Genomic DNA, 21,693 nt, shown 5'->3' with positions numbered 1-21,693 from the left:
GTTGTTTGCACCAGCCTCACGGTGCAGGGTTATGCTCTGATCACCATGGCGCCGGAGGGATCTGATGCTGGGACGCAGCAGTGACATGGGCAGTGCCGCAGTACCGCATGTCACGCGGGGCTTGACCCTGCGCTTCGTGCTGCTCACCGGCATGGCGATCGGGCTGGTGGGATTGTCGGCGCTGGTCCAGGAACTGCAGGCGGCGTCCACCGCGTGGATCGTCGGCCAGAGCCACTGGTCGCGCAGCCAGCAGCACGCGACTTTCGCGCTGGAGCGTTACATCACCTCCGGCAACCCGTCGGCGCTGGCCGAAGCCCGCTCGGCATTGCAGGTGCCGCTGGGCGACCTGGAGGCGCGGCGCGCGCTGGAGCAGAACCCACCGGACATTGCGCGCGCGCGGCAGGGGTTTCTGCAGGGGGGCAATGCCCCGAGCGATATCAACCGGCTGATCCTTTCGTTCCAGTACCTGGGCAGGATGGGCTATTTCCAGGACGCCGTCCGCGTATGGCGGCAGACCGACCACGGCCTGGCCCAGATGGAGGAGATAGCCCGGACCGCACACGCCAACAAGGCCGACGGCAGCCCGGAGCCCGCCCTGCGCGACGCCTTGCTGGTGCAGTTGCAGGCGCTGGACCGCAGCCTGCAGGCGCAGGCCCGTGCCTTCTCGCTGGCGCTGCTCAACACCGCGTCCATCGTGCGCATCGCCACGCTGGTCGTGGCCGGGTTGTCGGTGCTGTTGATCACGCTGGTGGCGGTACTGCTGGCGCGCCGTGTCCGGCACGACCTGATCGAACAGGAAAGCCGCTTCCGCGCCGCGTTCTACCAGGCCACGGTAGGCATGCTCAAACTCGACCACGCCGGTGGCATCGTCGAAGCCAACCAGGCGGTGGCCGACATCCTCGGCTACCGGCGCGACGAGCTGCTTGGCATGGAGCTGCCGGAACTGCTGGTGGACGGCGAGCTGGTGCTGGACGAGGCCGAGGGCATCGACTGGATCCGCCAGCTGCGCCCCGGTGAGCTGCGCTTCCTGCGTGCCGACGGTGGCCTGCTCTGGGGGCGCTGGAGCGGCACCCTGGTGCGCAGCCCCGGCCGCGAGCCCACCGTGTTCGCGATCATCGAAGACGTGTCGCAGAACCACGCGCTGGCCCGTGAAGTGGAACACCATGCCAGCCACGATCCGCTGACCGGCCTGATCAATCGCCGCGAGATCGAACGCCTGCTGGAGCTGGCCCTGCTCGACGTGCGCAGCCACGGCGGCACCCACAGCCTGTGCTACCTGGACCTGGACTACTTCAAGCTGGTCAACGACGGGCTGGGCCATGCCGCCGGCGACCAGCTGCTGCGCGGGTTCGCCGACTACCTGGAAGGTGCGGTGCGCGAAGGCGACTGGGTCGGCCGCATGGGCGGCGACGAGTTCGCACTGTTCCTGCGCGGGGCGCGCCAGGAAGAAGCCAGGCAGGTGCTGCAGCGGATCGCGCGCAACCTGGGCCAGGCCGGGTTCCAGCGCGACGACGGCACGCCCAAGGTCAGCTGCAGCATCGGCGTGGTCGAGATCGACGCCGACGTGGCCGATGTCAACTGGCTGATGAGCGCGGCCGACAGTGCCTGTTACGCAGCCAAGCAGGCCGGGCGCAACCGCGTGCACCTCTTCAACGAAAACCGCATGGCGCTGGAAGAGCGGCTGGCCGAGGCCGACCGGCTGGCCCATGTCTCCAGTGCGATCGCCGAGAACCGCATGCTCCTGTACGCGCAGCGGATCGAGCAGGTCGGCGACCCCGGGTTCCTGCATTACGAAGTACTGGTGCGCATGCGCGGAACAGACGGCCAGCTGCACGGGCCGGGCGACTTCATGCCGGCGGTGGAGCGCTACGGCATGGGCATGGCGCTGGACCGGAACGTGCTCGGCCTGCTGTTCCGCCACCTGCAGCTGTGTCCGGCGCATGTGCAGCGGCTGGGCCTGTGCAACGTGAACGTGTCGGCGCAGTCCATCGCCGAACCCAGCTTCCTGGCCTTCGTCTGCGACCTGCTGGAACGCAACCGCGGCCTGGCCCGCAAGCTGTGTTTCGAGATCACTGAAACCGCCGCGATCAGCAACCTGGAGCAGGCGCGGAGCTTCGTCGAGGGCGTAAAGGCGCGCGGCTGCCGGGTGGCGCTGGACGACTTCGGCTCCGGGCTGTCCTCATTCGGCTATCTGCGCCAGCTGCCGGCGGACATGCTCAAGATCGACGGCGTGTTCGTGCGCGACATGGACGTCGACCCGGTCAGCCGTGCCACCGTGCGCGCGATTACCGAGATTGGCCGCGAACTGCACATGAGCGTGGTGGCCGAATGGGTGGAGACCGAAGAGGTGGCCCGCCAGCTGCAGGCGCTGGGCGTGGAAGGCCTGCAGGGCTATGCGATCGAGCGGCCGATGCCGCTGGAAAAGCTGACCCAGCCCTCGTTGTGGCGGGAAGCGCCGAGCGCGTCCGGGCGGCTGTCCTGAACGGTCACGCGCGCGCCCGGGCTTCTTGCGATAATGCCGCCGGGGACGCGGCGCGATGTGCGTAGCGGGGGACGGCAACAGGGTGGTGGAGTGAGGCGCAGCAACGGCAGGTGGCGGGGAACCGGAACAGGGATCGGCTGGCTGGTCGGACTGCTGTGCCTGCTGCTGTCGATGACCGCGCTGGCCGGCACCGCCCAGGTCGGGCGCGATGTGCTGCTGCTGGGCGCGGCCACGTCCGACCAGACCCCGCAGCGTGCCTGTCCGCCGGAAGTGCTGGCCCGGCACCAGGACATCCTGTCGATCCCGGCGCCGGCCGAGGGCTGGTCGGGTGCACCGCAGGCGGTGGATGTGTTCGGCGTGTTGACCGGCGAAGTCCGCATCAGCCACGGCGACCGCGTGATCTGCGGCAACATGCACGACGCGCGCACCCGCGACTCGCGCTTCCGCGCCGGCGTGGGCATGGTAGTGGTGCCCAAGGCCGGCGAACGCGAACCGATCGTGGTGTCCTGGGCTACTCCGCTCAAACCGCGCTGGATTCCCACGGTCCGGCTGGGCGCGCCCAGCCCGGTGCAGCAGAACGACACCGCGCGCCTGCTGGTACGCGCGGCCTGCATCGCGGTGGCGATCGCGCTGGCGCTGTCGGCGTTGATGGGGTTTGCCACCGCGCGCGACCGCACCTTCCTCTATTACGTCTCGATCTGCCTGGTGTTCGTGCTGTGGCAGGCGGTGCTGGGCGGATTGAGCGGCTATCCCGAGCCGTGGCTGCCGGTGCATGACCGCGCCTCGTGGTGGCTGGTCGGCCTGACCGCGATGGTGCTGGCCCTGCTGCTGCCGGTGCTGTGGCGGCTCAATGGCGGCGCGCGGCTGTGGCCGGGCTCGCGCAACGGGCAGCGCGTGGTGCTGTGGGCGTTGATCGGCGCCGGCCTCTGCGTGCCTTGGCTGGGCGTGACCGGACTGGTTCGGATGGCGGCAGCGCTGGAACTGGTGTTCATACTGGGCTGCATTGCCTGCCTGGGCGTGGGGCTGTGGGCGCTGTTCAAGCGCGACGGCTACGCCCTGACCGGACTGCTTGCATTGGCCCCGTGGTGGATCCTGATTCTCGCCGACGCGGCGCAGGCGCAGTGGTTGACCTCCTACCGGATCGAGGCGCTGCAGCTGTCGGCCACCTGGTTCCTGATGATGGCCGCCTATGCGCTCAACCTGCGCCTGGGCCGGCTGCGCCAGCAGCGCGACGAAATGCGCCAGCTGGCCGACACCGATGCGCTGACCGGGCTGCCCAACCGCCGCCACGGCCTGCACCTGCTGGCCCGACACCTGGAACGCGCCGGCGCCGAGCAGCAGCCGCTGGCGATCGGCTTCCTCGACATCGACCTGTTCAAGGACATCAACGACCGCTTCGGCCACGACGTGGGCGACCAGGTGCTGGTGGCGGTGGCGCGTGGCCTGCGCGGCGCGGTGCGGGTGCAGGACGACGTGATCCGCATGGGCGGCGAGGAATTCCTGGTGCTGCTGCCGGGGGCCTCGCACGGCGCGGCGCTGGCGCGGCTGGAAAATGTGCGCCTGCAGATGGCGTCGGTCGCCGCGCCGCTGGGCATCGCCGGGCTCAACGTGACCGTGAGCATCGGGCTGGCCGCACTGCGACCGGGTCGTGACGACCTGGCCGGACTACTGCGGCGGGCCGACCATGCCATGTACCGGGCCAAGCGCGCCGGCCGCGACCAGGTCTGCGACGGCGAACAGCCGCTGACCGCCGACGACCCGCTGATTGCCTGAACCCGCGCCGGGCCGGCTTTTGCCGGATAATGGCGCGATGACAACCCGACTCAACAAACATATCGCCGAAACCGGCTTCTGCTCCCGGCGTGAAGCCGACCGCCTGATCGGCGAGCGCCGCGTCACCGTCAACGGCCGCCCGGCCGGGACCGGGGCGGTGGTCGGCGAGGGCGACATGGTGCTGGTCGACGGCCAGCCGCTGCGCGCCCGCGAAGCGAAAAAGGCCGGCGGCCGCCGCCATGTGTACATCGCGCTGAACAAGCCGGTGGGCATCACCTGCACCACCGAAAGCGCCGTGAAGGGGAACATCGTGGACTTCGTCGGCCACGAGCAGCGCATCTTCCCGGTCGGCCGCCTGGACAAGGACTCCGAAGGCTTGATCCTGATGACCAGCAACGGCGACATCGTCAACCAGATCCTGCGCGCCGAGAACAACCACCAGAAGGAATACATGGTGGCGGTGAACAAGCCGGTGACCGATGAGTTCCTGCGTGGCATGGCCCGCGGCGTGCGCATCCGCGACGAAACCACGCTGCCGTGCCGGACCTCGCGCATCGCCAAGTTCGGCTTCCGGATCGTGCTGCAGCAGGGCCTGAACCGGCAGATCCGCTTGATGGCCGCCGCGTTCGACTACCGCGTGACCCAGCTGCGCCGGGTGCGGATCGACAACGTCAAGCTGGGCGCGCTCAAGCCCGGGCAGTGGCGCAACCTGACCGACGCCGAGTTGAAGGGCCTGCTGCCCAAGCAGCTGGACTGGTAAGCCTGCACTTGCCGGTAACCGGGGACGGGCTAAGCTGTGCCCAGCTCCCGGATGCGACCACTGCATGATCAAGCCCGAGAAGCCCGCCAACGAGGCGATCCGCCTGGCGGCGCTGTACCGTTACAACATCCTCGATTCGGAGAGGGAAAAGTCGTTCGACGACCTGGTCACCATCGCCAAGGCGGTGTGTGGCGCCTCGATGGCAGCGGTGACCCTGATCGACGCCGAACGGCAATGGTTCAAGTCGATCCAGGGCACCGACGCGCAGGAACTGCCGCGGTCCGAATCGATGTGCGGCCATGCGATCCTGCATCCGTCCGAGGTGATGGTGGTGGAAGACGCGCAGCGGGACGTGCGTTTCCACGACAACCCGATCGTGACCGGCGACCCGAAGGTGCGCTTCTACGCAGGCGCGCCGCTGATCACTACGGACGGAATGCCGTTGGGTACGCTGTGCGTGTTCGACCCGCAGCCGCACCGGCTCGACCACCAGCAGACCGAGGCGCTGGCCGCGTTGTCGCGGCAGGTGATGCTGGTGATGGAACTGCGCCGCTTCGCGCTGGACATCCAGGCCCACATGCTCGAACGCGACGACTACGAGAAGCTGCTGGCCGAATACCACGAGGTGCTGCTGGCGCAGAACGCCGACCTGGCCGAACAGAGCCGCACCGACGTGCTCACCGGCCTGCCCAACCGCCGTGCGATGTCGGTGGCGCTGGAGGCCTCGGTGAAGGACGCCGACGGGCAGCCGCGGCAGACCGCAGTGGCGTTGGTGGATATCGACCACTTCAAGCACATCAACGACTTCAACGGCCACGCCACCGGCGACCGGGTGCTGGCCGAACTGGGCGTGCTGCTGCGCGCGCAGTTTTCCGGGCGCGGCCTGGCCGCGCGCTATGGCGGCGAGGAGTTCGTGGTGCTGATGCCCGACACCGAACTGCGCACCGCCGAACTGCAGTGCGATTTCCTGCGCATGGCGGTGGCCGACCTCCCGTTGGGATTTCCGGTGACGGTCAGCATCGGGGTGGCCGCGCACCAGGCAGGGGATACGGTCGAACAGACCCTGGCACGGGCCGACGCGGCGCTGTACCGGGCCAAGGGCAATGGCCGGAACAGGGTTGAAACCGCCACGTAGTTGCGGTTTTCACCCTGGTTAACGGACGTTCGCACGCGCTGCGACGTGTGTGCGGCATCCTCCCGTGTCGTTTTCTCCGTCCGGACCCGTAGATGCTGCAGACCCTGGCCATTTCCCGTTACCGCTCCCTGCACGACCTGGTCGTGCCGATGGGGCGTCTGAACCTGGTGACCGGCGACAACGGCAGCGGCAAATCCAGCCTGTACCGCGCGCTGCGTCTGCTGGCCGACACTGCCCAGGGTGGCGTCGCGGCGGCACTGGCACGCGAAGGCGGCCTGGGCTCCGCGCTGTGGGCCGGCCCGGCACAGACCAGCCGGGCCATGCAGCACGGCGAGGTGCCGGTGCAGGGCGCCGCGCGCAGCGAACCGGTGGCGCTGCGGCTGGGATTCGCGGCCGACGCCTTCGGCTATGCGATCGACCTGGGCTTTCCTGTCCCCAGCAATTCGGCGTTCGCGCTCGACCCGCAGATCAAATGCGAGAGCATCTGGGCCGGGCCGTTCCTGCGCGGCAGCGCGGTGCTGGTGGACCGGCGCGGCCCGCTGGTGCGGCGACGCAATGGCCGGCACTGGGAAACGGTGGATGACCGGTTGTCGGTGTTCGACAGCGTGTTTTCGCAGCTGGCCGACCCGCAGCGCATGCCAGAGGTGCTGACCCTGCGCGAGATGATCCGCGCCTGGCGCTTCTACGATCACTTCCGTACCGACACCGACGCACCCGCGCGGCAGTCGCCACTGGCCACGCGCACGCCGGTGCTGGCGCAGGACGGACGCGACCTGGCGGCGGCCTGGCAGACCATCGTCGAAGTGGGCGATGAGCAGGGCCTTGCGGATGCGGTGGAAGATGCCTTTCCCGGTGCGCAGGTGCGCATTGAGGGCAGCGAAGGCCGGCTGCACCTGAAATTCCATCAGCACGGGCTGCTGCGGCCGTTGTCGGCCGCTGAGCTGTCCGACGGGACCTTGCGTTACCTGCTGCTGATCGCCGCGCTGCACACGCCCAGGCCGCCGCCGCTGATGGTGCTCAACGAACCGGAAACCAGCCTGCACCCGGACCTGCTGCCGGCACTGGGTCGATTGATCATCGCGGCCACCGCGCGCAGCCAGCTGTGGGTGGTGTCGCACGCCACGCGGCTGGTGGCGGCGCTGCGCGAGTCGCCCTTGTGCAACCCGATCGCGCTGGAAAAACAGATGAGCCGCACCACCCTGGTCGGGCAGGGGCTGCTCGACGCGCCGGCCTGGTACTGGCCCGAGCGCTGATCAGTCGGCGATGTTGCGCGCCTCGGCGGTGCCCAGGATTTCCGGGTGCTGCACCCGCTTGCGGCGGTTCAACAGCGGATGCAGGAACACCGCGCCGACGATGATCGCCACGCCGGCGTAGAACAGCGGGGTGAGTTCGCGCTGTTCGCTCAGCAGCACCATCGCCAGCAGGATCGCGTACACCGGCTCCAGGTTGGTCACCAGCTGCACGGTGTAGGCACTGAGGTGGCGCAGCGCAACCAGCGCCAGCGCAAACGGCAGCAGCGTGCACACCCCGGCCAGAATCAGGAGCAGCAGACTGTCGTGCAGGTCCGGCACTACCCACAGCGGGCTGGCCAGCGCCGGCAGCAGGAACGGCAGCAAGGGGGCCAGCAGGGTCAGGGTCAGGGTACCGGCGCCGAGTTCCACCGCAGTCACGGTAAGCGGATCGGCATGGCTGACCAGCCGCTTGTTGAGCGAGCCGAAGATCGCGACCAGCAGCGCCGACATCGCGCCGACCAGCACGCCCAGCCGCATGCCATCGGGCACGCCGCCGACCACCATGCCGACCCCCGGCAGCACCGCGATGCCGAAGGCCAGTTCGCGCAACTGGAACGGGCGCTTGGCCACCCACGGTTCGATCACCGCGGTGAACACCGGCGCCAGCGCGATGCAGGTGGCGGCCACCGAGGCGTTGGCCAGTTTCACCGCGCCGTAGAAGGTCAGCCAGTGCAGCGCCACCAGCGCCCCCACCCCGCAGTAGCCGGCGAACAGTGCAGGGGAGAGCTGGCGCAGCCCGCGCCAGACGCGCGGCAGCAGCGCCAGCATCGCCACCACCAGCAGCATGCGCCACCACACCAGCGGCAACGCGGGCAGGGTGATCAGCTTGCCGAGGATGGCGGTGACGCCCCACAACAGCACGCAGAAGTGGATCTGGAAAAGCGCTCTGCGCGTGTCGGAAGTAGCCATCCCCCAATTGTGCGCGAACCCCCCCGGTAGTGCCACGCCTTGCGTGGCAACCACGCAAATCCACCAACAGTCAGCCCCCCACACCCTCCAACTGCGCGCGCAACGCCACCGCCGCCCCCGGGTTGCGCTGCTTGGCCGCGCCAATGAACAGCACATACACCTCCCGTGGCGCCCCCGCTTTTGCGGCGGGCAGCACGTGCGGCAGGTCCGGATTGTCCCCGCCGCGTGCCCAGCGCATCGCACGCAGGCACCACTGCTCCAGCGTGCGCTGTGGATAGCCGGCGCGCAGGTTCGCACGCGACTGCATCAGCCGCGCGTAGATGAAATCGGCCGTGGGGTCGGCAAAGCTCGGGTGCTCCTTCGATCCGCTGAACACCAGCGCGGCGTTGTGCGCACGCGCCACCGCCACCAGCTCGGGCGTCCACGCCGCCGGATTGCGCACCTCCAGCGCGTGCTGCAAGGGGCGACCATCCGCCTGCTTCGGCAGGGCATCGAGAAAGCGGTCGAACTCCTGCGCGCCGGCCGGATGGCGGTCGGCGAATTGCCAGACCAGCGGGCCCAGCCGGTCCTGCAGTGTGCTGATGCCTTCGATGAAGCCTTCCGCACGCGCGCCCGCCTCGGCCAGGTCGTGGCGTTGGGTGATCGTGCGCGGCGCCTTGGCCGAGAACCGGAACCCTGGCGGCGTCTGCTCGCGCCATTGCGCGTACACGGCCGGCTTCTGCGCGCGGTAGAAGGTGCTGTTGATCTCGATGCAGCCCAGCTGCCGGCTGGCATGCGCCAGTTCGTCGCGTTGCGGCAGGCCGGCCGGGTAGAAGGTGCCGCCGCGCCAGGCCGGGAACACCCAGCCGCCGATACCGGTGCGGATCGGCCCGGGCGCCTGCTTCTTCAAACGCTGGCTTCCTTCCACGGATCGTAGCTGCCGAACCACCACAGGTGGCCTTCCAGGTCGCGGCAGGCATAGCCACGGCCGCCGTAGTCCTGGCTGGCGATGGGGATCACGACCTCGGCCCCGGCGGCGACCGCGCGTTCGTGGTGGGCATCGGCGTCGGTCACGATCACGCAGGCGCTCTGGGTTTCGCGCTGGCCGATCTCGTCGGGCTGGACCACCCACTTGCCCCATTCGCCGCCGTTGTCGACCGAGCCGAGCATGATCATGCCGCGGCCGTACACCAGCTGGGCGTGGTAGACGATATCGCCTTCGGCGTACACGGCCTGTGCGGTGAATCCGAACGCCTTCTCCAGCCACGCGATGGCCGCGTGGGCGTCGCGGTAGCGCAGGCAGGGAATGATGGTGGAACCGGGATCGGGGGGCGTGGTCATGGGGGACTCCGGGTGGACGGCTTCTGGCACAGGCGAGCCTGCGACCGCCCGCGTTACCATCGTGCGAAACCTCGACGTCCCTGCAACACGCAACCGGAGACACTGTTTGAACACATCCTGGATCGGAGGCCTCGTGCTGCTGGCATGCGCACCCCTGGCGTCGGCAGCCGTGCCGGCTGAACTGCAGCAGCTGGACGCCACCGTGGAGCGCGTGCGCAGCCAGTTCGACGTGCCCGGCATCGCGGTGGCGGTGGTCAAGGACGGCCAGGTGGTGCTGGAACGCGGCTACGGCGTGCGCACGCTGGGCCAGCCGGATCCGGTCGAAGCCGACACGCTGTTCGCGATCGCCTCCAACACCAAGGCGTTCACCGCGACCTCGCTGAACCTGCTGGCCGAGCAGGGCAAGCTGAAGATGGACGACCGGGTGATCGACCACCTGCCGTCGTTCCGCATGTCCGACCCCTATGTGACCGGCGAGATGCGCATCCGCGACCTGCTCGCGCACCGCAGCGGGCTGAGCCTGGGGGCGGGCGACCTGCTGTTCTGGCCGACCACCACCTACAGCAATGCCGAGGTGGTGGAGCGGCTGGGCAAGGTGCCGCTGAAAGCCGGCTTCCGTGACCGCTACGCCTACGACAACATCCTGTATGCGGTGGCGCAGCAGGTGATCGAAAAGGTGTCGGGCCAGTCCTATGCCGACTTCCTGCAGCAGCACATCTTCACCCCGGTCGGCATGACCGGCACCCGCTTCAATGCGGACCACCTGCAGAAGGGCGACAAGGCCGCGACCGGGCACGCCAAATTCGATTTCACCGAGCTGCGCACGGTGGCGCCGCTGACCTGGTCGAACAACGCCGGTGCCGGCGGTATCTACTCCAGCGTGCACGACATGGCGCGCTGGATGCAGGTGCAGCTGGCCCAGGGCAAGCTGGAAAGCGGGACGCCGCTGTTCAGCCCGAAGACCCAGCAGGCGATGTGGCAGATGATCACGCCGCAGGTGGTGCCGGAGCCCAGCGTGCCGCAGCTGGCGGCGGCGCGCCCGAATTTCGCGGGATACGGCGAAGGCTGGAGCCTGAGCGACTACCGGGGGCAGAAGCTGGTCTGGCATACCGGCGGCTGGCCGGGCATGGTGTCGCGGGTGACCCTGGTGCCGGAAAAGAACCTGGGCGTGGTGGTGCTGACCAACCAGGAAGTGGGCGCGGCGTTCAATGCGGTGACCATGGCGGTGCTGGACGCGTACCTTGGTGCGCCGGAGACCGACTGGGTGGCGGCGTACGCGGCGGCGGTGGCCAAGGCGCAGGACAAGGCCGACGAGGGCTGGGCGGCGCACCAGGCCGCCCGCGACCCGAAGTCGACGCCGTCGCTGGCGTTGGGTGGGTATGCCGGCACCTATCGGGACCCGTGGTATGGCGAGGTGTTCGTGGAGCTGCGCGGCAAGGCGCTGCGCCTGCGCTTCGGCAAGACGGCGCAGCTGGTGGGGACGATGGAGCACTGGCAGCACGACACGTTCATCGTGCGCTGGGACGACCGTTCGCTCAACGCGGACGCGTTCGTGAACTTCAGCCTGGACCCGGACGGCAAGGTACGCGAGGTGCGCATGCAGCCGGTGTCGTCGTTGACCGACTTCAGTTTCGATTTCCAGGACCTGGTGTTGACCCCGGTGCGTACCGACGCCGCGAAATGAACGGCGTGTTGCGCGGGTGAAAACAAACGGCAGGCCGCGGTGGGATAATCGCGGCCTGTCTGCTTTTCGGGAAAGGGAATGTTCCGCTGGTTCGAGTCGCTGATTCCGGTGTTTCCGCCGACCGACGCGCGCATGCCGCCGCGCCGGGTGGTGCCGTTCTACATCCACTACCTGCGCCCGGTCTGGCCGGTGCTGCTGGCGACGCTCATCGCGGGGTTGCTGCTGGCGCTGGTGGAAGTGGCGATGTTCGATTTCCTGGGCCGCATCGTGGACATGGTGAGCGAGCAGCCGGACGCGGGCTTCTTCGCGCGGCATGCCGATTCGCTGCTGTGGATGGCGGCGATCACGCTTGTGGCGCGGCCGGTGCTGGTGGGGCTGCACAACCTGCTGGTGAACCAGGCAATCGTGCCGGGCCTGAGCAACCGTTCGCGCTGGTTGATGCACAACTACGTGGTGCGGCAGAGCCTGTCGTTCTTCCAGAACGACTTTGCGGGCAGCATGGCCAACCGGGTGATGCAGACGGGGACGTCGCTGCGCGAGTCGGCGGTGCAGATGGTGGATTCGCTGTGGTACATCGTGGTCTACACGGGCACGGCGCTGTACCTGTTCGCGCAGGCGGACTGGCGGCTGATGATTCCGCTGGTGCTGTGGCTGGGGGCGTACGTGGCGATCATGGTGTACTTCGTGCCGCGCGCGAAGCAGCGGGCGTGGATCGCATCGGAAGCGCGGTCGAAGGCGATGGGCCGGATCGTGGACGGCTACACGAACATTCCGACGTTGAAGCTGTTCGCGCATGGCGGGCGCGAGCAGGCGTACGTGGCGGAGGCGATCGAGGAGCTGGCGGTGAAGCATCGCCGGCAGACGCGGATCACGACGAGCCTGGACCTGACCATTTCGATCGTGAACGGGTTCCTGATCGCGGGGACCTGCGGGCTGGCGCTGTGGCTGTGGAGCCACGGCAACATCACGGTGGGGGCGATCACGCTGGCGACGGGCCTGGTGATCCGGATCCACAACATGTCGGGCTGGATCATGTGGACGATCAACGGGATCTTCGAGGACATCGGCACGGTGCAGGACGGGATCACGACGATCTCGCAGCCGCTGAGCGTGCAGGACCGCGTGGACGCGGTGCCGCTGGTGGTGGGCGAGGGCGGGGTGCAGTTCGACGACATCCACTTCCACTACGGCAAGAAGGGCGGGGTGATCGCGGGGCTGGACCTGGTGGTGAAGCCGGGCGAGAAGATCGGTCTGGTAGGTCCGTCGGGTGCGGGCAAGTCGACGCTGGTGAACGTGCTGCTGCGGCTGTACGACCTGGAAAGCGGGCAGATCCGCATCGACGGGCAGGACATTGCGGCGGTGACGCAGGAAAGCCTGCGCCGGCAGATCGGGGTGGTGACGCAGGACACGTCGCTGCTGCATCGGTCGATCCGCGACAATCTGTTGTACGGTCGGCCGGATGCGACGGAGGAGCAGTTGCACGCGGCGGTGGCGAAGGCGCGTGCTGCCAGTTTCATCGAGACGCTGCGCGACGGCGAAGGCCGGCAGGGGTACGACGCGCATGTAGGCGAGCGCGGGGTAAAGCTTTCGGGTGGTCAGCGGCAGCGCATCGCGATCGCACGGGTGCTGCTGAAGGATGCGCCGATCCTGGTGCTGGACGAGGCAACCTCGGCGCTGGATTCGGAAGTGGAAGCGGCGATCCAGGAGAACCTGGACGAGTTGATGGCAGGCAAGACGGTGATCGCGATTGCGCACCGCCTGAGCACGATCGCGCGCATGGACCGGCTGGTGGTGATGGATCAGGGCCGGATCGTGGAAACCGGCACGCATGCCGAACTGGTGGCCGCTGGTGGCCTGTACGCACGTCTGTGGGCGCGGCAGACGGGCGGCTTTGTTGCGGCGGACGAAGCGTAAAGCTGCGGTTGCACGGAATGGCGTAGAGCCGGGCTCTGCCCGGCTGCTGTTGGATTCGTGCGAACAGCCGTCGTTTGCACGGTGTCCCTGGCTTGGGCCGCCCGGTGCCGGTTTGCGGGGGCGCCGTAAACCCATCCATGGGGGCTACGCGGACGCCATCCATGGCGCCGAGTCCCCCGCAAACCGACCCCGGTCGACCCTTTGATAGTGGGCCGGTGGCCACGGAAAACGCGGATCCGCTGCGCGGAGTGGGTCGCCGCGTAGTGACACGCCACGCGTGTCGGCTCTTTCCAACCGCACACGACCCTGTATGGGGGCGGCCGCCGGGTAGCCCCCGGAGGGACGCTAGAAAACATGGATGTTTTCTAGCAGCCCCCATGGATGGGTTCACGGCGTGTCCCGGAGCGGGGCTGCCCGGCGGCCGCCCCTGCACGTAATAGGGAGACGCCGCTGTTCGCGGACGAATTGAACACGCACGAAAAACAAAAACGGCCCGGTTCTCACCGGGCCGTTCGCATTTCAAAACCTGCCAACCATCACTCGATCGGCTGGTCCAGCATCAGCTGGCGCGCGAAGCGCACCGGCGGGGCGCCGTAGGACAGCATCTGGTCGTGGTAGGCCTTCAGGTTGAACGTGTCGCCCTGCTTTTCCTGCACGGCCTTGCGGGTGTCGAAGTGTTCCTGCGCACCAACGAAGTAGGTCGGTAGCTGTGCGGACGTCAGCTGTGCACGCACCCACTTGCCCGAGGCTTCGCTTTCCTGCTGGAAGGCGTCGTGGGTCATCAGCTGCATCGCCTGCTCGCGGGTCCAGTTGTCCACGTGCACGCCCTGGTCCAGGATCGCGTTGGAAATGGTGCGCAGGTAGAACTTCAGCTGCACCAGGTGGAACAGCGGGTCGTTGTCCAGGTAACCCTGCTCCTGCATCATCCGCTCGGTGTAGACCGCCCAGCCTTCGGCGAACAGGCCCGAACGCAGCACGGCACGCAGGGTCGACGGGAACTTGCCCGAATGCCAGCCTTCCAGATAGTGGCCCGGGGTGCCTTCGTGGATGCTCAGCAGGTGGATCATGCGGCTGTTGTATTCGCGCAGGAACGAGTCGACCTGCTTGTCGGTCCAGTCGTCCGGAATCGGCGACACCGCGTAGAAGGTCTTCAGGTTCTTGTCGAGCGGGCCCGGCGAGTCGCAGTAGGCCACGGCCACGCCGCGCTGGAATTCCGGCATCAGGATGATGTCCACCGGCGCGTCCGGCAGCGTCATCAGGTCGTGCGTGCGCACGAACTCGGTGGACTGGGCCAGCGCGGCCTTGGCGTCTTCAACCACCTTGTCGCGTGCCGGCTTGTCGGCATACGCCAGTTCCAGCGCGGCTTCGATCGCCGCCTGCTGCTGCGCGTCGGTCGGGTTGGCCGGCAGTTCCGGGGCACCCGGCTTGTCCTTCAGCACCGTCTGCGCGATGCCGTACATGTCCTGGCGCACGCGCTTGAGTTCGGCACGCGCGCGCTCGCCGATCTCGGCGCGCGACAGCGAGGAATTCAGCGCGAACTTCAGCTTCTGGTCGTACAGCTCGGCACCGATGCGGAAGTCGCCCTTCGCGTTCGGCACCAGGGTCTTGTCCAGCCAGGTCTGCTGCTCGTCCACCGCCTTCTTCAGGCCGTCGATGGCCGCCTGCAGGCGCTTGCCGTCTTCGGCCGGCAGTTCACCGATGTGCGGAGTGATGAACGTGTCCACGATGCTGAGGATGCCGCGGTTCTGCTTGGCCACGGTTTCGGCATGGATCTTCGGCACGCGCGCCGGGTCCAGGTTCTCACGGGCCTGGGCGAAGATCTGCGGCAGCTTTTCCATGCGCGCGGTGGCCGACTCCAGGCGCTCGGGCAGCGGCGCGAATTCGCGTGCCATCAGGCCGTACAGCGCGCTGCCGGCGGCACCGTTGTAGATCTGCGGGTCCCACTTGGACGACTGCAGCACTTCGGCGGTCCAGATTTCCTGCTGCAGCTGGTTGCGCAGGATCGCGGCGTCCACCTGGTTCTCGCGGCCGAGCTTGCTGACCTCGATCTTGTCCAGTTCGCCCAGCAGGCCCTTGTAGGCGGTCAGCATCTTCTGTTGGCCGGCCGCGCTCAGGTCGTCGATCTCGCTGTCGTAGCGGTGGTCGCCGATCTGGGTGGCGCTGATCGGGGACAGCTGCATCCAGGTGTCCAGGGCGCGCTTGGACACGTCGGCGAACGCGGCGTCAACGGCGGCGTCGGCGGCCGGAGCGCTGGCGGCGGTACCGGCGGCCGGTGCGGTGGGGGCGTCGGCCTGCTGGCAGCCACCCAGGGCGGCGATCAGGGCGAGGGCGAGAAGATGCTGGCGCATCGGCGATCCTGTGCTGTGGTCAATCGGCCAGCATAGGCTGCCCGGCGGGGTGCCGCCCGTGCCATTGGCTTACCATGGCGCTTTCCAGACCGGCGGGGTGGTGCCATGCAGTACCAGGGAGGCTGTCACTGTGGAAACATCGCATTCACGTTGGAGGCGGCAGAGCCCATCACCGAGGCGATGGACTGCAACTGCTCGCTGTGCCGCAAGCGGGGCGGGCTGCTCTGGTTTGGTCCGCGCGCGGCGCTGACCCTGACCACGGACCCGGCGGCGGTCAGTACCTACCAGTTCAACCAGCGCCATCTGGAGCACCATTTCTGCGCCACGTGCGGCATCGCCCCGTTCAGCGAAGGCATCGACCCGCGCAGCAACCAGCCGATGGCGGCGGTGAATGTGCGCTGCCTGCCGGAGGTGGATCTGGCCGGGCTCAGGATCACCCAGTACGACGGGGCCAAGGTCTGAGCCCTGCGCGGTTCCGTCAGCCTTCGTCTTCTTCGTACTCGACGAACACGTCCAGCTCGCGGGCGAGCACTTCCACGGCGTCGCGCACGCGCTGGGTGGTGTACTCGTTGCCGACTTCCACTTCGAGCTCATGGGTACCCGGTCCGATGTCATCGGAGAGACCGGCCGAGCTTGAGTCGTCGTCGTCCATGTGCGGCATCAGGTCATCGGTTTCCTCGACATGCTCGATGCCGTCGATGCTCTGCAGCAGGTCGCTGATGGCGCGGGCATCGTCTTCGGTGCCGGTGATCCGGATACGCAGCATGGCCATGGGGACGTCTCTGGGAAGGGAATTCCAGCCTAGCCAGCGGGTGGACAAGGGCAGGTGAGGAACGAGCCGCTTCAGGTGCATCTGTTCAGTCGCGCGCCATTCCCATCAGTTCTTCCGGCAACGCGGGTATCGGCGTGCGGTCGTCCTGCGCTTCGCGCTTGAGCCAGTCCATGAACGCAACGGCGGTGGGGCTGAGCGGGCGGTGCTCGGGATGCACGATGTAATAGGCGTAGCGCGCCTTGAGCGCGGGCCCGGGCAGGCGCACCAGTTCGTAGCGTTGCAGGTAGGGCTGGGCGATGTGCTTGCGCGCGAGTACGGCGCCGATGCCGTAGACGGCGGCGCGCATGGCGTCGGTGCTGTCGCTGAAGGTGTGCTGGGCGGGCAGGTCGAGGCCACGCACGCCGGCGGCGCGGAACCAGTCGCGCCAGCCCTGCGGTGACATGTCGCTGACCAGCGGCAGGCTGGCGATCTGGGCGGGCTCGCGCAGGGCGGAGACGCCGGGCAGTGCGGGTGAGGCGACGGGGCAGAGTTCGTCGTCCATGAGGTGGTGGGCGGTGAGCCCGGGCCATTGGCCAAGGCCGTAGCGGATGCCGAGTTCGGGGCCGTTCTCGTCGAAGCGCAGCAGTTCGCTGCTGGTCTGCAGTTGAATGCGCATGCGCGGGTGCTGGCGGGTGAAACGCGGCAGGCGGGGTACCAGCCAGCAGTAGGAGAGGGAGCGGAGGGTGGTGATGCGCAGGGGAACGATGTCGGCCTGGGGGTGCAGGTTGCCGGCGACGGCATTGAGGTCGCTGAGCGCGGCGGCGGCGGCGTCGGCGAGCTGGCGGCCTTCGGCGGTGAGGCGGACGCCGCGCGCCTGGCGCTGGAACAGGACGGTACCGAGCAAAGATTCGAGCCGGCGCACGTGGTGGCTGACGGCGCTGGCAGTGAGGTGCAGTTCTTCGGCGGCGTGGGCGAAGTTCTGGTGGCGGGCGGCGACGGCGAACACGCCGAGGGCGGGCAGCAGGGCGGGGCGCAGGATCATCGGCAAGACCCAAATCTGATTTGTGGCTGGCACCGATACTACGCGCTTGCGGGGTTTGGGGCGCAGGCGGATGCTGTACCTCTTCCCCCGGAGCCTTCGCCATGTTGCTGCCCGTCGTGTTGCCGTGTGTTGGTGGTGTTGTTTCGAGCGGGGGCCGCCCGTGAGCGCGGATCTGGCCGGTACGGCTGCCCGCGACTGGCGCACGCCGCTGGAGCTGACGCTGCTGGGGGCGATCTGGGGCTGTTCCTTCCTGTTCATGCGGGTGGCGGTGCCGTCGTTCGGGCCGTATGCGCTGGTGGAGGTGCGGCTGCTGCTGGGCGCGCTGGTGCTGCTGCCATTCCTGTGGAAGGCGCGTGCGCAGTTCCCGGCGCGGCGCTGGCGCTGGCTGGTGCCGATCGGTCTGATCAATTCGGCGATTCCGTTCGTGCTGTTCGCGTGGGCGGCGCAGCGTGCGCCGGCGGCGATCGGGGCGATCTGCAATGCGATGACGGTGTTGTTCGCGGCGTTGATCGCGTTCCTGTTCTTCGGTGAAAAAATCGGCATGCGCCGTGCTATCGCGCTGCTGGTCGGCTTCACCGGGGTGGTGGTGCTGGCGACGGCCAAGGTGTCGGGACTGAGCATTGGCGCGGCGGTGATCGCCGGTTCGCTGGCGGCGTTGCTGTACGGGCTGGGGGTGAACCTGGTGAAGCGCCACATGACTGGTTTGCCGCCGGCGGCATCGGCGGGTGCAACGCTGGGCAGCGCGGCGCTGGTGATGCTGCCGCTGGCGCTGACGCATTGGCCGGAGGCTCCCATTCCTGTGGTTTCCTGGGCGTGCGCGATCGCGCTGGGCGTGGTCTGCACCGGCTTCGCCTTCCTGATGTTCTATCGCCTGATCGCCCGCATCGGCCCGGCCCGCGCTTCCACCGTCACCTATCTGGTGCCGATGTTCGGCGCGCTGTTCGCCTGGATGTTCCTGGGTGAGCCGGTGACGCTGGCGATGCTGATCGCAGGTGCGTTGATCCTCGGCAGCGTCGCGGTCTCCCAGCGCTCGCGGTAGAGCCGGGGCATGCCCGGCCGCTCTTGATTGCAACGTATGCGTAGAGCCGGGCTCTGCCCGGCTCGCTGTTGGATTCAGGCGAACAGCCCGTCGGCGGCGAGGTTCCTGGTGTTGGGCCGGCGGGTGGGGGGTACGGGACACGCCTTAAATCTCCCGTTAGGCTCGGGCGGCACATCCATGTGCCTTCACGGTCCCGTACCCCCCACCCGCCGACCCATCGATAGGTCGTCGGCTGCCATGGGAAAAGCCGGTGTGTCGACCGTTGGTCGAAACGAATGCTTGCTGCGTTGGTTTACGGTGGACACGCATGGCGTGTCACTACGCGACTGGTTCGCCTCGCGCGGTAGGGTTGGTTCCCAAACAACCGCCGTGGAATCGCCCGCGTCCGGTAATGCATGACAATCGAACGAAACCGCATGTCGGCCAATGGCCGACATCCGCGTGTCCCTTGGCCACCGGCCAACTGTCAAAGGGTCGCCCGGTGTCGGTTTGCGGGGGACTCGGCGCCATGGATGGCGTCCGCTTAGCCCCCATGGATGGGTTTACGGCGACCCCGCAAACCGGCACCGGGCGGCCCAAGCCAGGGAAACGGTGCACCTGCGGCTGTTCGCCTGAATCCAACAGCAGCCGGGCGCAGCCGCGCCGCAGCCGCAATGACGCGTCCAACCGATGAACGCGTCGCCACGCGCCGTTGCAACGAATGACCGGTCGTAGAGCCGGGCAGAGCCCGGCTCTACGGTCCCTCAGCGAACCGGCACAGGAATGTTGCACAGATCGATATGCCCCGCCGCACGCTTGTAGAAATCGTCCACGCGGTTGCGGCGCGCTTCCACCGTGTCGATGAACGTCTTTGAATCGGTGCGCAGCACCTGCAGCGTCGGTCGCTGCGCTTCGGGCAGGTCGCTCACGCGCTGGATAGAAGTGATCGGCGTGCGCTGCGCAGCGTCCGCGTAGAAACCCATCGGCGCCGGGCCGCGCGGCAGCGCGCTGAGAAGTTCCATGCCCTTCAGCACGCGCCCCACCACCGTGATGTTGCGGTCCAGCTGGCGCGGCGACTGCCCGGTGACCACGTACAGCTCCGCACCGATGCTGCTGTCTTCCTCATTGTTGCGGCCTGCGCCCAGCGCACCGTAGCAATGCGCAAGCCACGTCTTGCCGTCCGCCTTGTCCTGGCCCACCGCGAACCCGTCAATGAATCCGGTCTGGTCCGCCCAGCCGTCGCGGTCCGGCAGCACCGTGACCTTCAGACCCTTGCTGTCGCGCTGGAACTCTGCCGGCAGCTTGCGCTTGGCACTGCCCAGCGGCTTCGCCTTCGCCGCATCGTCCGCATCCGCATCGCCGAACTGCACCACGAAATTGTCCTGCGCCCGGTAGATGCTCTCGCCGTCCCAGAAGTGCTCGTGCGCCAGCGTCTGGATGTTCGCCACGTGCTGCGGCGCAAACGCCGGGGCCAGCTCGATCACCACCTGGCCCGCCGCCAGGTTCATCACCAGCAGGTTGGCCGGGTCCGGCGTGCGCCAGTCGCTGTCCGGCGACGCCTCCAGGATCTGCTGGGCGCTGCGGTAGGGCGTGGCCGCCATGGCCAGGGTCGGGAGGACACAGGCCAGGGCAAGGGCGAGCAGGGCAGGGCGGCGTGGCGACATGGTGAACCCTTTCAGGAGATTGCATCGATTCTCGCGCAGAAGCTTCGCCGCCAGGTAGTGCCGGCCGCCGGCCGGCTCCACGGAGCGATTCCGCCAGCACGTCGAGCCGGCCAGCGGCCGGCACTACGCACCCACCCGGCAGGGTGACTAACGGCACGTTCGCTATAGCTGACTTCACACTAGTGTTGACTCCACGCTAGCTGGAGATCGCCATGAGCGACCACGAGGTCCACCTCAAGAAGTTCCAGAAAGAGCTCAGCGCCGGCACTGTCTCGCTGGCGTTGCTGGCGGTGCTCGCCCGTACCGGCGAGCCGCTGTACGGCTACCTGATTGCCAAGGAGCTCGAGCGCGTGGGCGAAGGCGTGCTCAGCGGCAAACAGAGCGCGCTGTACCCGGTGCTGCGCAACCTGGAAACGGCGGGCCTGCTCGAAAGCCAGATCGAACCGTCGGTGGCCGGGCCACCGCGGCGCTACTACCGCATCAACGAACGCGGCCGTCAGGTCCTGGAGCAGTGGACCCAGGCCTGGCGTGCCACCCGAGATTCCGTCGATTCCGTGCTGGAAGGGGTACTGCAATGAACGAACAGAGCATGGCGGGCGTGGGCCTGCCCACCACCATCGGGCAGTACCTGGCGCAGCTGCGCGCTGCCCTGCACGACGCCGACCCGGCGATGGTGCAGGACGCGCTGTATGACGCCGAGGAATACCTGCGCTCGGAGCTGGCCGCCCAGCCCGGCCGCAGCGAAGCCGAGGTCATCGCCGACGTCGCCGGCAGCTATGGCGCGCCGGAGGAAGTGGCCGAGATCTACCGCGAGACCGAAATCACCGTGAACCGCGCGCTGCGCACCCCCAGTGCCAGCATCCGTCCGATCGCCCGGGTAGTCCCCGCGCAGGTCGCGCCCGGTGCTGCCGCCGCAGCGGCCGCTGCGGGTGAGGTTCCGCCGGTGGACCGCGTGCCGCCGCCGCCGCGTTCGGCACTGGGCCGGTTCTTCGGCGTCGCACTGGAACCGCGCACCTATGGCGCGCTGTTCTACATGCTGCTGTCGCTGGCCACGGGCACGTTCTTCTTCACCTGGGTGATCACCGGCCTGTCGATGTCGCTGGGCCTGCTGATCCTGATCATCGGCATCCCGCTGACCGTGCTGTTCTTCGGCTCGGTACGCGGCCTGGCGCTGCTGGAAGGGCGCCTGATCGAAGTCCTGCTCGGCGAACGCATGCCACGCCGGCCGCGTTACTCCGACCGCAGCCGCACCTGGCTGCAGCGGATCGGCGACATGTTCACCGACGGGCGCACCTGGCTGACCATGCTGTATTTCGTGCTGATGCTGCCGCTGGGCATCCTGTACTTCACCGTCGCCGTGACCCTGCTGTCGGTGTCGCTGGCCTTCATCTGGGCACCGGTGGCGGCGATGTTCGCGCTGGACGGCGTGCCCGGGCTGTACATCGACGGGAACGTCACCACGCTGCCGCTGTGGACCACCCCGGCATTCGCGGCACTGGGCGTGGTGATCCTGTTCTGCACCATGCACCTGGCGCGCTTCATCGGCCACCTGCACGGGCAGATGGCGAAGCACCTGCTGGTTCGCCTGTAGCAATCGGCGG

At 68.1% G+C, this 21,693-nt stretch carries 18 protein-coding genes; 11 read left to right on the top strand and 7 right to left on the bottom strand.

Features of this window, described 5'->3' with window-relative positions; genetic code table 11:
* Positions 1-67: 67 nt before the first annotated feature.
* The 5 genes from C2U58_RS15710 (at position 68) to C2U58_RS15690 (ending at position 7,403) form a co-directional block, all read left to right on the top strand.
* Positions 68-2,482, top strand: a complete 2,415-nt coding sequence (locus tag C2U58_RS15710) for an EAL domain-containing protein (RefSeq protein WP_102946786.1) — start codon at positions 68-70, stop codon at positions 2,480-2,482.
* Between the two features lie 171 nt (positions 2,483-2,653).
* Positions 2,654-4,255, top strand: coding sequence for a diguanylate cyclase (locus C2U58_RS15705; protein ID WP_102946715.1), 1,602 nt, complete (start codon positions 2,654-2,656; stop codon positions 4,253-4,255).
* A 37-nt stretch (positions 4,256-4,292) separates the two neighbouring features.
* Positions 4,293-5,015, top strand: a complete 723-nt coding sequence (locus tag C2U58_RS15700; protein ID WP_102946714.1) for a pseudouridine synthase — start codon at positions 4,293-4,295, stop codon at positions 5,013-5,015.
* A gap of 64 nt (positions 5,016-5,079) precedes the next feature.
* On the top strand, positions 5,080-6,150 hold the full coding sequence (locus C2U58_RS15695; protein WP_102946713.1) for a sensor domain-containing diguanylate cyclase: 1,071 nt from the start codon (positions 5,080-5,082) through the stop codon (positions 6,148-6,150).
* A 92-nt stretch (positions 6,151-6,242) separates the two neighbouring features.
* Positions 6,243-7,403: an AAA family ATPase gene (locus C2U58_RS15690; RefSeq protein WP_102946712.1), complete on the top strand. Its 1,161-nt coding sequence runs from the start codon at positions 6,243-6,245 to the stop codon at positions 7,401-7,403.
* Here C2U58_RS15690 and C2U58_RS15685 read toward each other — a convergent pair whose 3' ends face one another.
* From C2U58_RS15685 to C2U58_RS19890, 3 genes are all read right to left on the bottom strand, one after another.
* Positions 7,404-8,351, bottom strand: a complete 948-nt coding sequence (locus tag C2U58_RS15685) for a DMT family transporter (RefSeq protein WP_102946711.1) — start codon at positions 8,349-8,351, stop codon at positions 7,404-7,406.
* A 70-nt stretch (positions 8,352-8,421) separates the two neighbouring features.
* Positions 8,422-9,240 (bottom strand): DUF72 domain-containing protein, encoded by an 819-nt coding sequence (locus C2U58_RS15680; protein WP_172448164.1) that lies wholly within the window; start codon positions 9,238-9,240, stop codon positions 8,422-8,424.
* Entirely contained in the window at positions 9,237-9,671 is a 435-nt protein-coding gene (locus tag C2U58_RS19890) for a VOC family protein (RefSeq protein ID WP_146033481.1), read from the bottom strand. Before C2U58_RS19890 ends, C2U58_RS15680 begins: the two co-directional genes overlap by 4 nt.
* A 133-nt stretch (positions 9,672-9,804) precedes the next feature.
* Between C2U58_RS19890 and C2U58_RS15675 the strand changes: the two genes are divergently transcribed.
* Positions 9,805-11,355 carry a serine hydrolase gene (locus C2U58_RS15675; RefSeq protein ID WP_253256761.1) on the top strand — a complete coding sequence of 517 codons (1,551 nt, stop codon included), beginning with the start codon at positions 9,805-9,807 and terminating at the stop codon, positions 11,353-11,355.
* Positions 11,356-11,433: 78 nt separating this feature from the next.
* On the top strand, positions 11,434-13,269 hold the full coding sequence (gene smrA / locus C2U58_RS15670; protein ID WP_102946708.1) for a multidrug efflux ABC transporter SmrA: 1,836 nt from the start codon (positions 11,434-11,436) through the stop codon (positions 13,267-13,269).
* Positions 13,270-13,805: 536 nt separating this feature from the next.
* Here the strand turns inward: smrA and C2U58_RS15665 are convergent.
* Positions 13,806-15,617 carry a DUF885 domain-containing protein gene (locus tag C2U58_RS15665; RefSeq protein ID WP_102946707.1) on the bottom strand — a complete coding sequence of 604 codons (1,812 nt, stop codon included), beginning with the start codon at positions 15,615-15,617 and terminating at the stop codon, positions 13,806-13,808.
* Between the two features lie 105 nt (positions 15,618-15,722).
* Here C2U58_RS15665 and C2U58_RS15660 point away from each other — a divergent pair, with 105 nt between their 5' ends.
* Positions 15,723-16,079: a GFA family protein gene (locus tag C2U58_RS15660; protein ID WP_102946706.1), complete on the top strand. Its 357-nt coding sequence runs from the start codon at positions 15,723-15,725 to the stop codon at positions 16,077-16,079.
* Positions 16,080-16,095: 16 nt separating this feature from the next.
* Here the strand turns inward: C2U58_RS15660 and C2U58_RS15655 are convergent, their stop codons facing one another.
* Together C2U58_RS15655 and C2U58_RS15650 are read right to left on the bottom strand one after the other, a co-directional pair.
* Positions 16,096-16,389: a hypothetical protein gene (locus C2U58_RS15655; protein ID WP_102946705.1), complete on the bottom strand. Its 294-nt coding sequence runs from the start codon at positions 16,387-16,389 to the stop codon at positions 16,096-16,098.
* A gap of 85 nt (positions 16,390-16,474) precedes the next feature.
* Positions 16,475-17,410, bottom strand: coding sequence for a LysR substrate-binding domain-containing protein (locus tag C2U58_RS15650; protein WP_102946704.1), 936 nt, complete (start codon positions 17,408-17,410; stop codon positions 16,475-16,477).
* A 160-nt stretch (positions 17,411-17,570) separates the two neighbouring features.
* Here C2U58_RS15650 and C2U58_RS15645 point away from each other — a divergent pair, with 160 nt between their 5' ends.
* On the top strand, positions 17,571-18,449 hold the full coding sequence (locus C2U58_RS15645; protein WP_070209576.1) for a DMT family transporter: 879 nt from the start codon (positions 17,571-17,573) through the stop codon (positions 18,447-18,449).
* Between the two features lie 743 nt (positions 18,450-19,192).
* Here the strand turns inward: C2U58_RS15645 and C2U58_RS15640 are convergent.
* Positions 19,193-20,092, bottom strand: a complete 900-nt coding sequence (locus tag C2U58_RS15640) for a peptidylprolyl isomerase (RefSeq protein WP_102946784.1) — start codon at positions 20,090-20,092, stop codon at positions 19,193-19,195.
* A gap of 212 nt (positions 20,093-20,304) precedes the next feature.
* Between C2U58_RS15640 and C2U58_RS15635 the strand changes: the two genes are divergently transcribed.
* Positions 20,305-20,670 carry a PadR family transcriptional regulator gene (locus tag C2U58_RS15635; protein ID WP_102946703.1) on the top strand — a complete coding sequence of 122 codons (366 nt, stop codon included), beginning with the start codon at positions 20,305-20,307 and terminating at the stop codon, positions 20,668-20,670.
* The gene (locus C2U58_RS15630; protein WP_102946702.1) at positions 20,667-21,683 is read left to right on the top strand and encodes a sensor domain-containing protein; all 1,017 of its coding nucleotides are present in this window, start codon (positions 20,667-20,669) and stop codon (positions 21,681-21,683) included. Before C2U58_RS15635 ends, C2U58_RS15630 begins: the two co-directional genes overlap by 4 nt.
* Positions 21,684-21,693: the final 10 nt, after the last annotated feature.

Origin of the sequence: Stenotrophomonas sp. VV52 (assembly GCF_002893095.1) — a bacterium.
GTDB classification, from domain to species: Bacteria; Pseudomonadota; Gammaproteobacteria; order Xanthomonadales; family Xanthomonadaceae; genus Stenotrophomonas; species Stenotrophomonas aracearum.
Note: the sequence above shows the minus strand (reverse complement) of the source record. Positions and strands in the feature narration are given on the sequence as shown.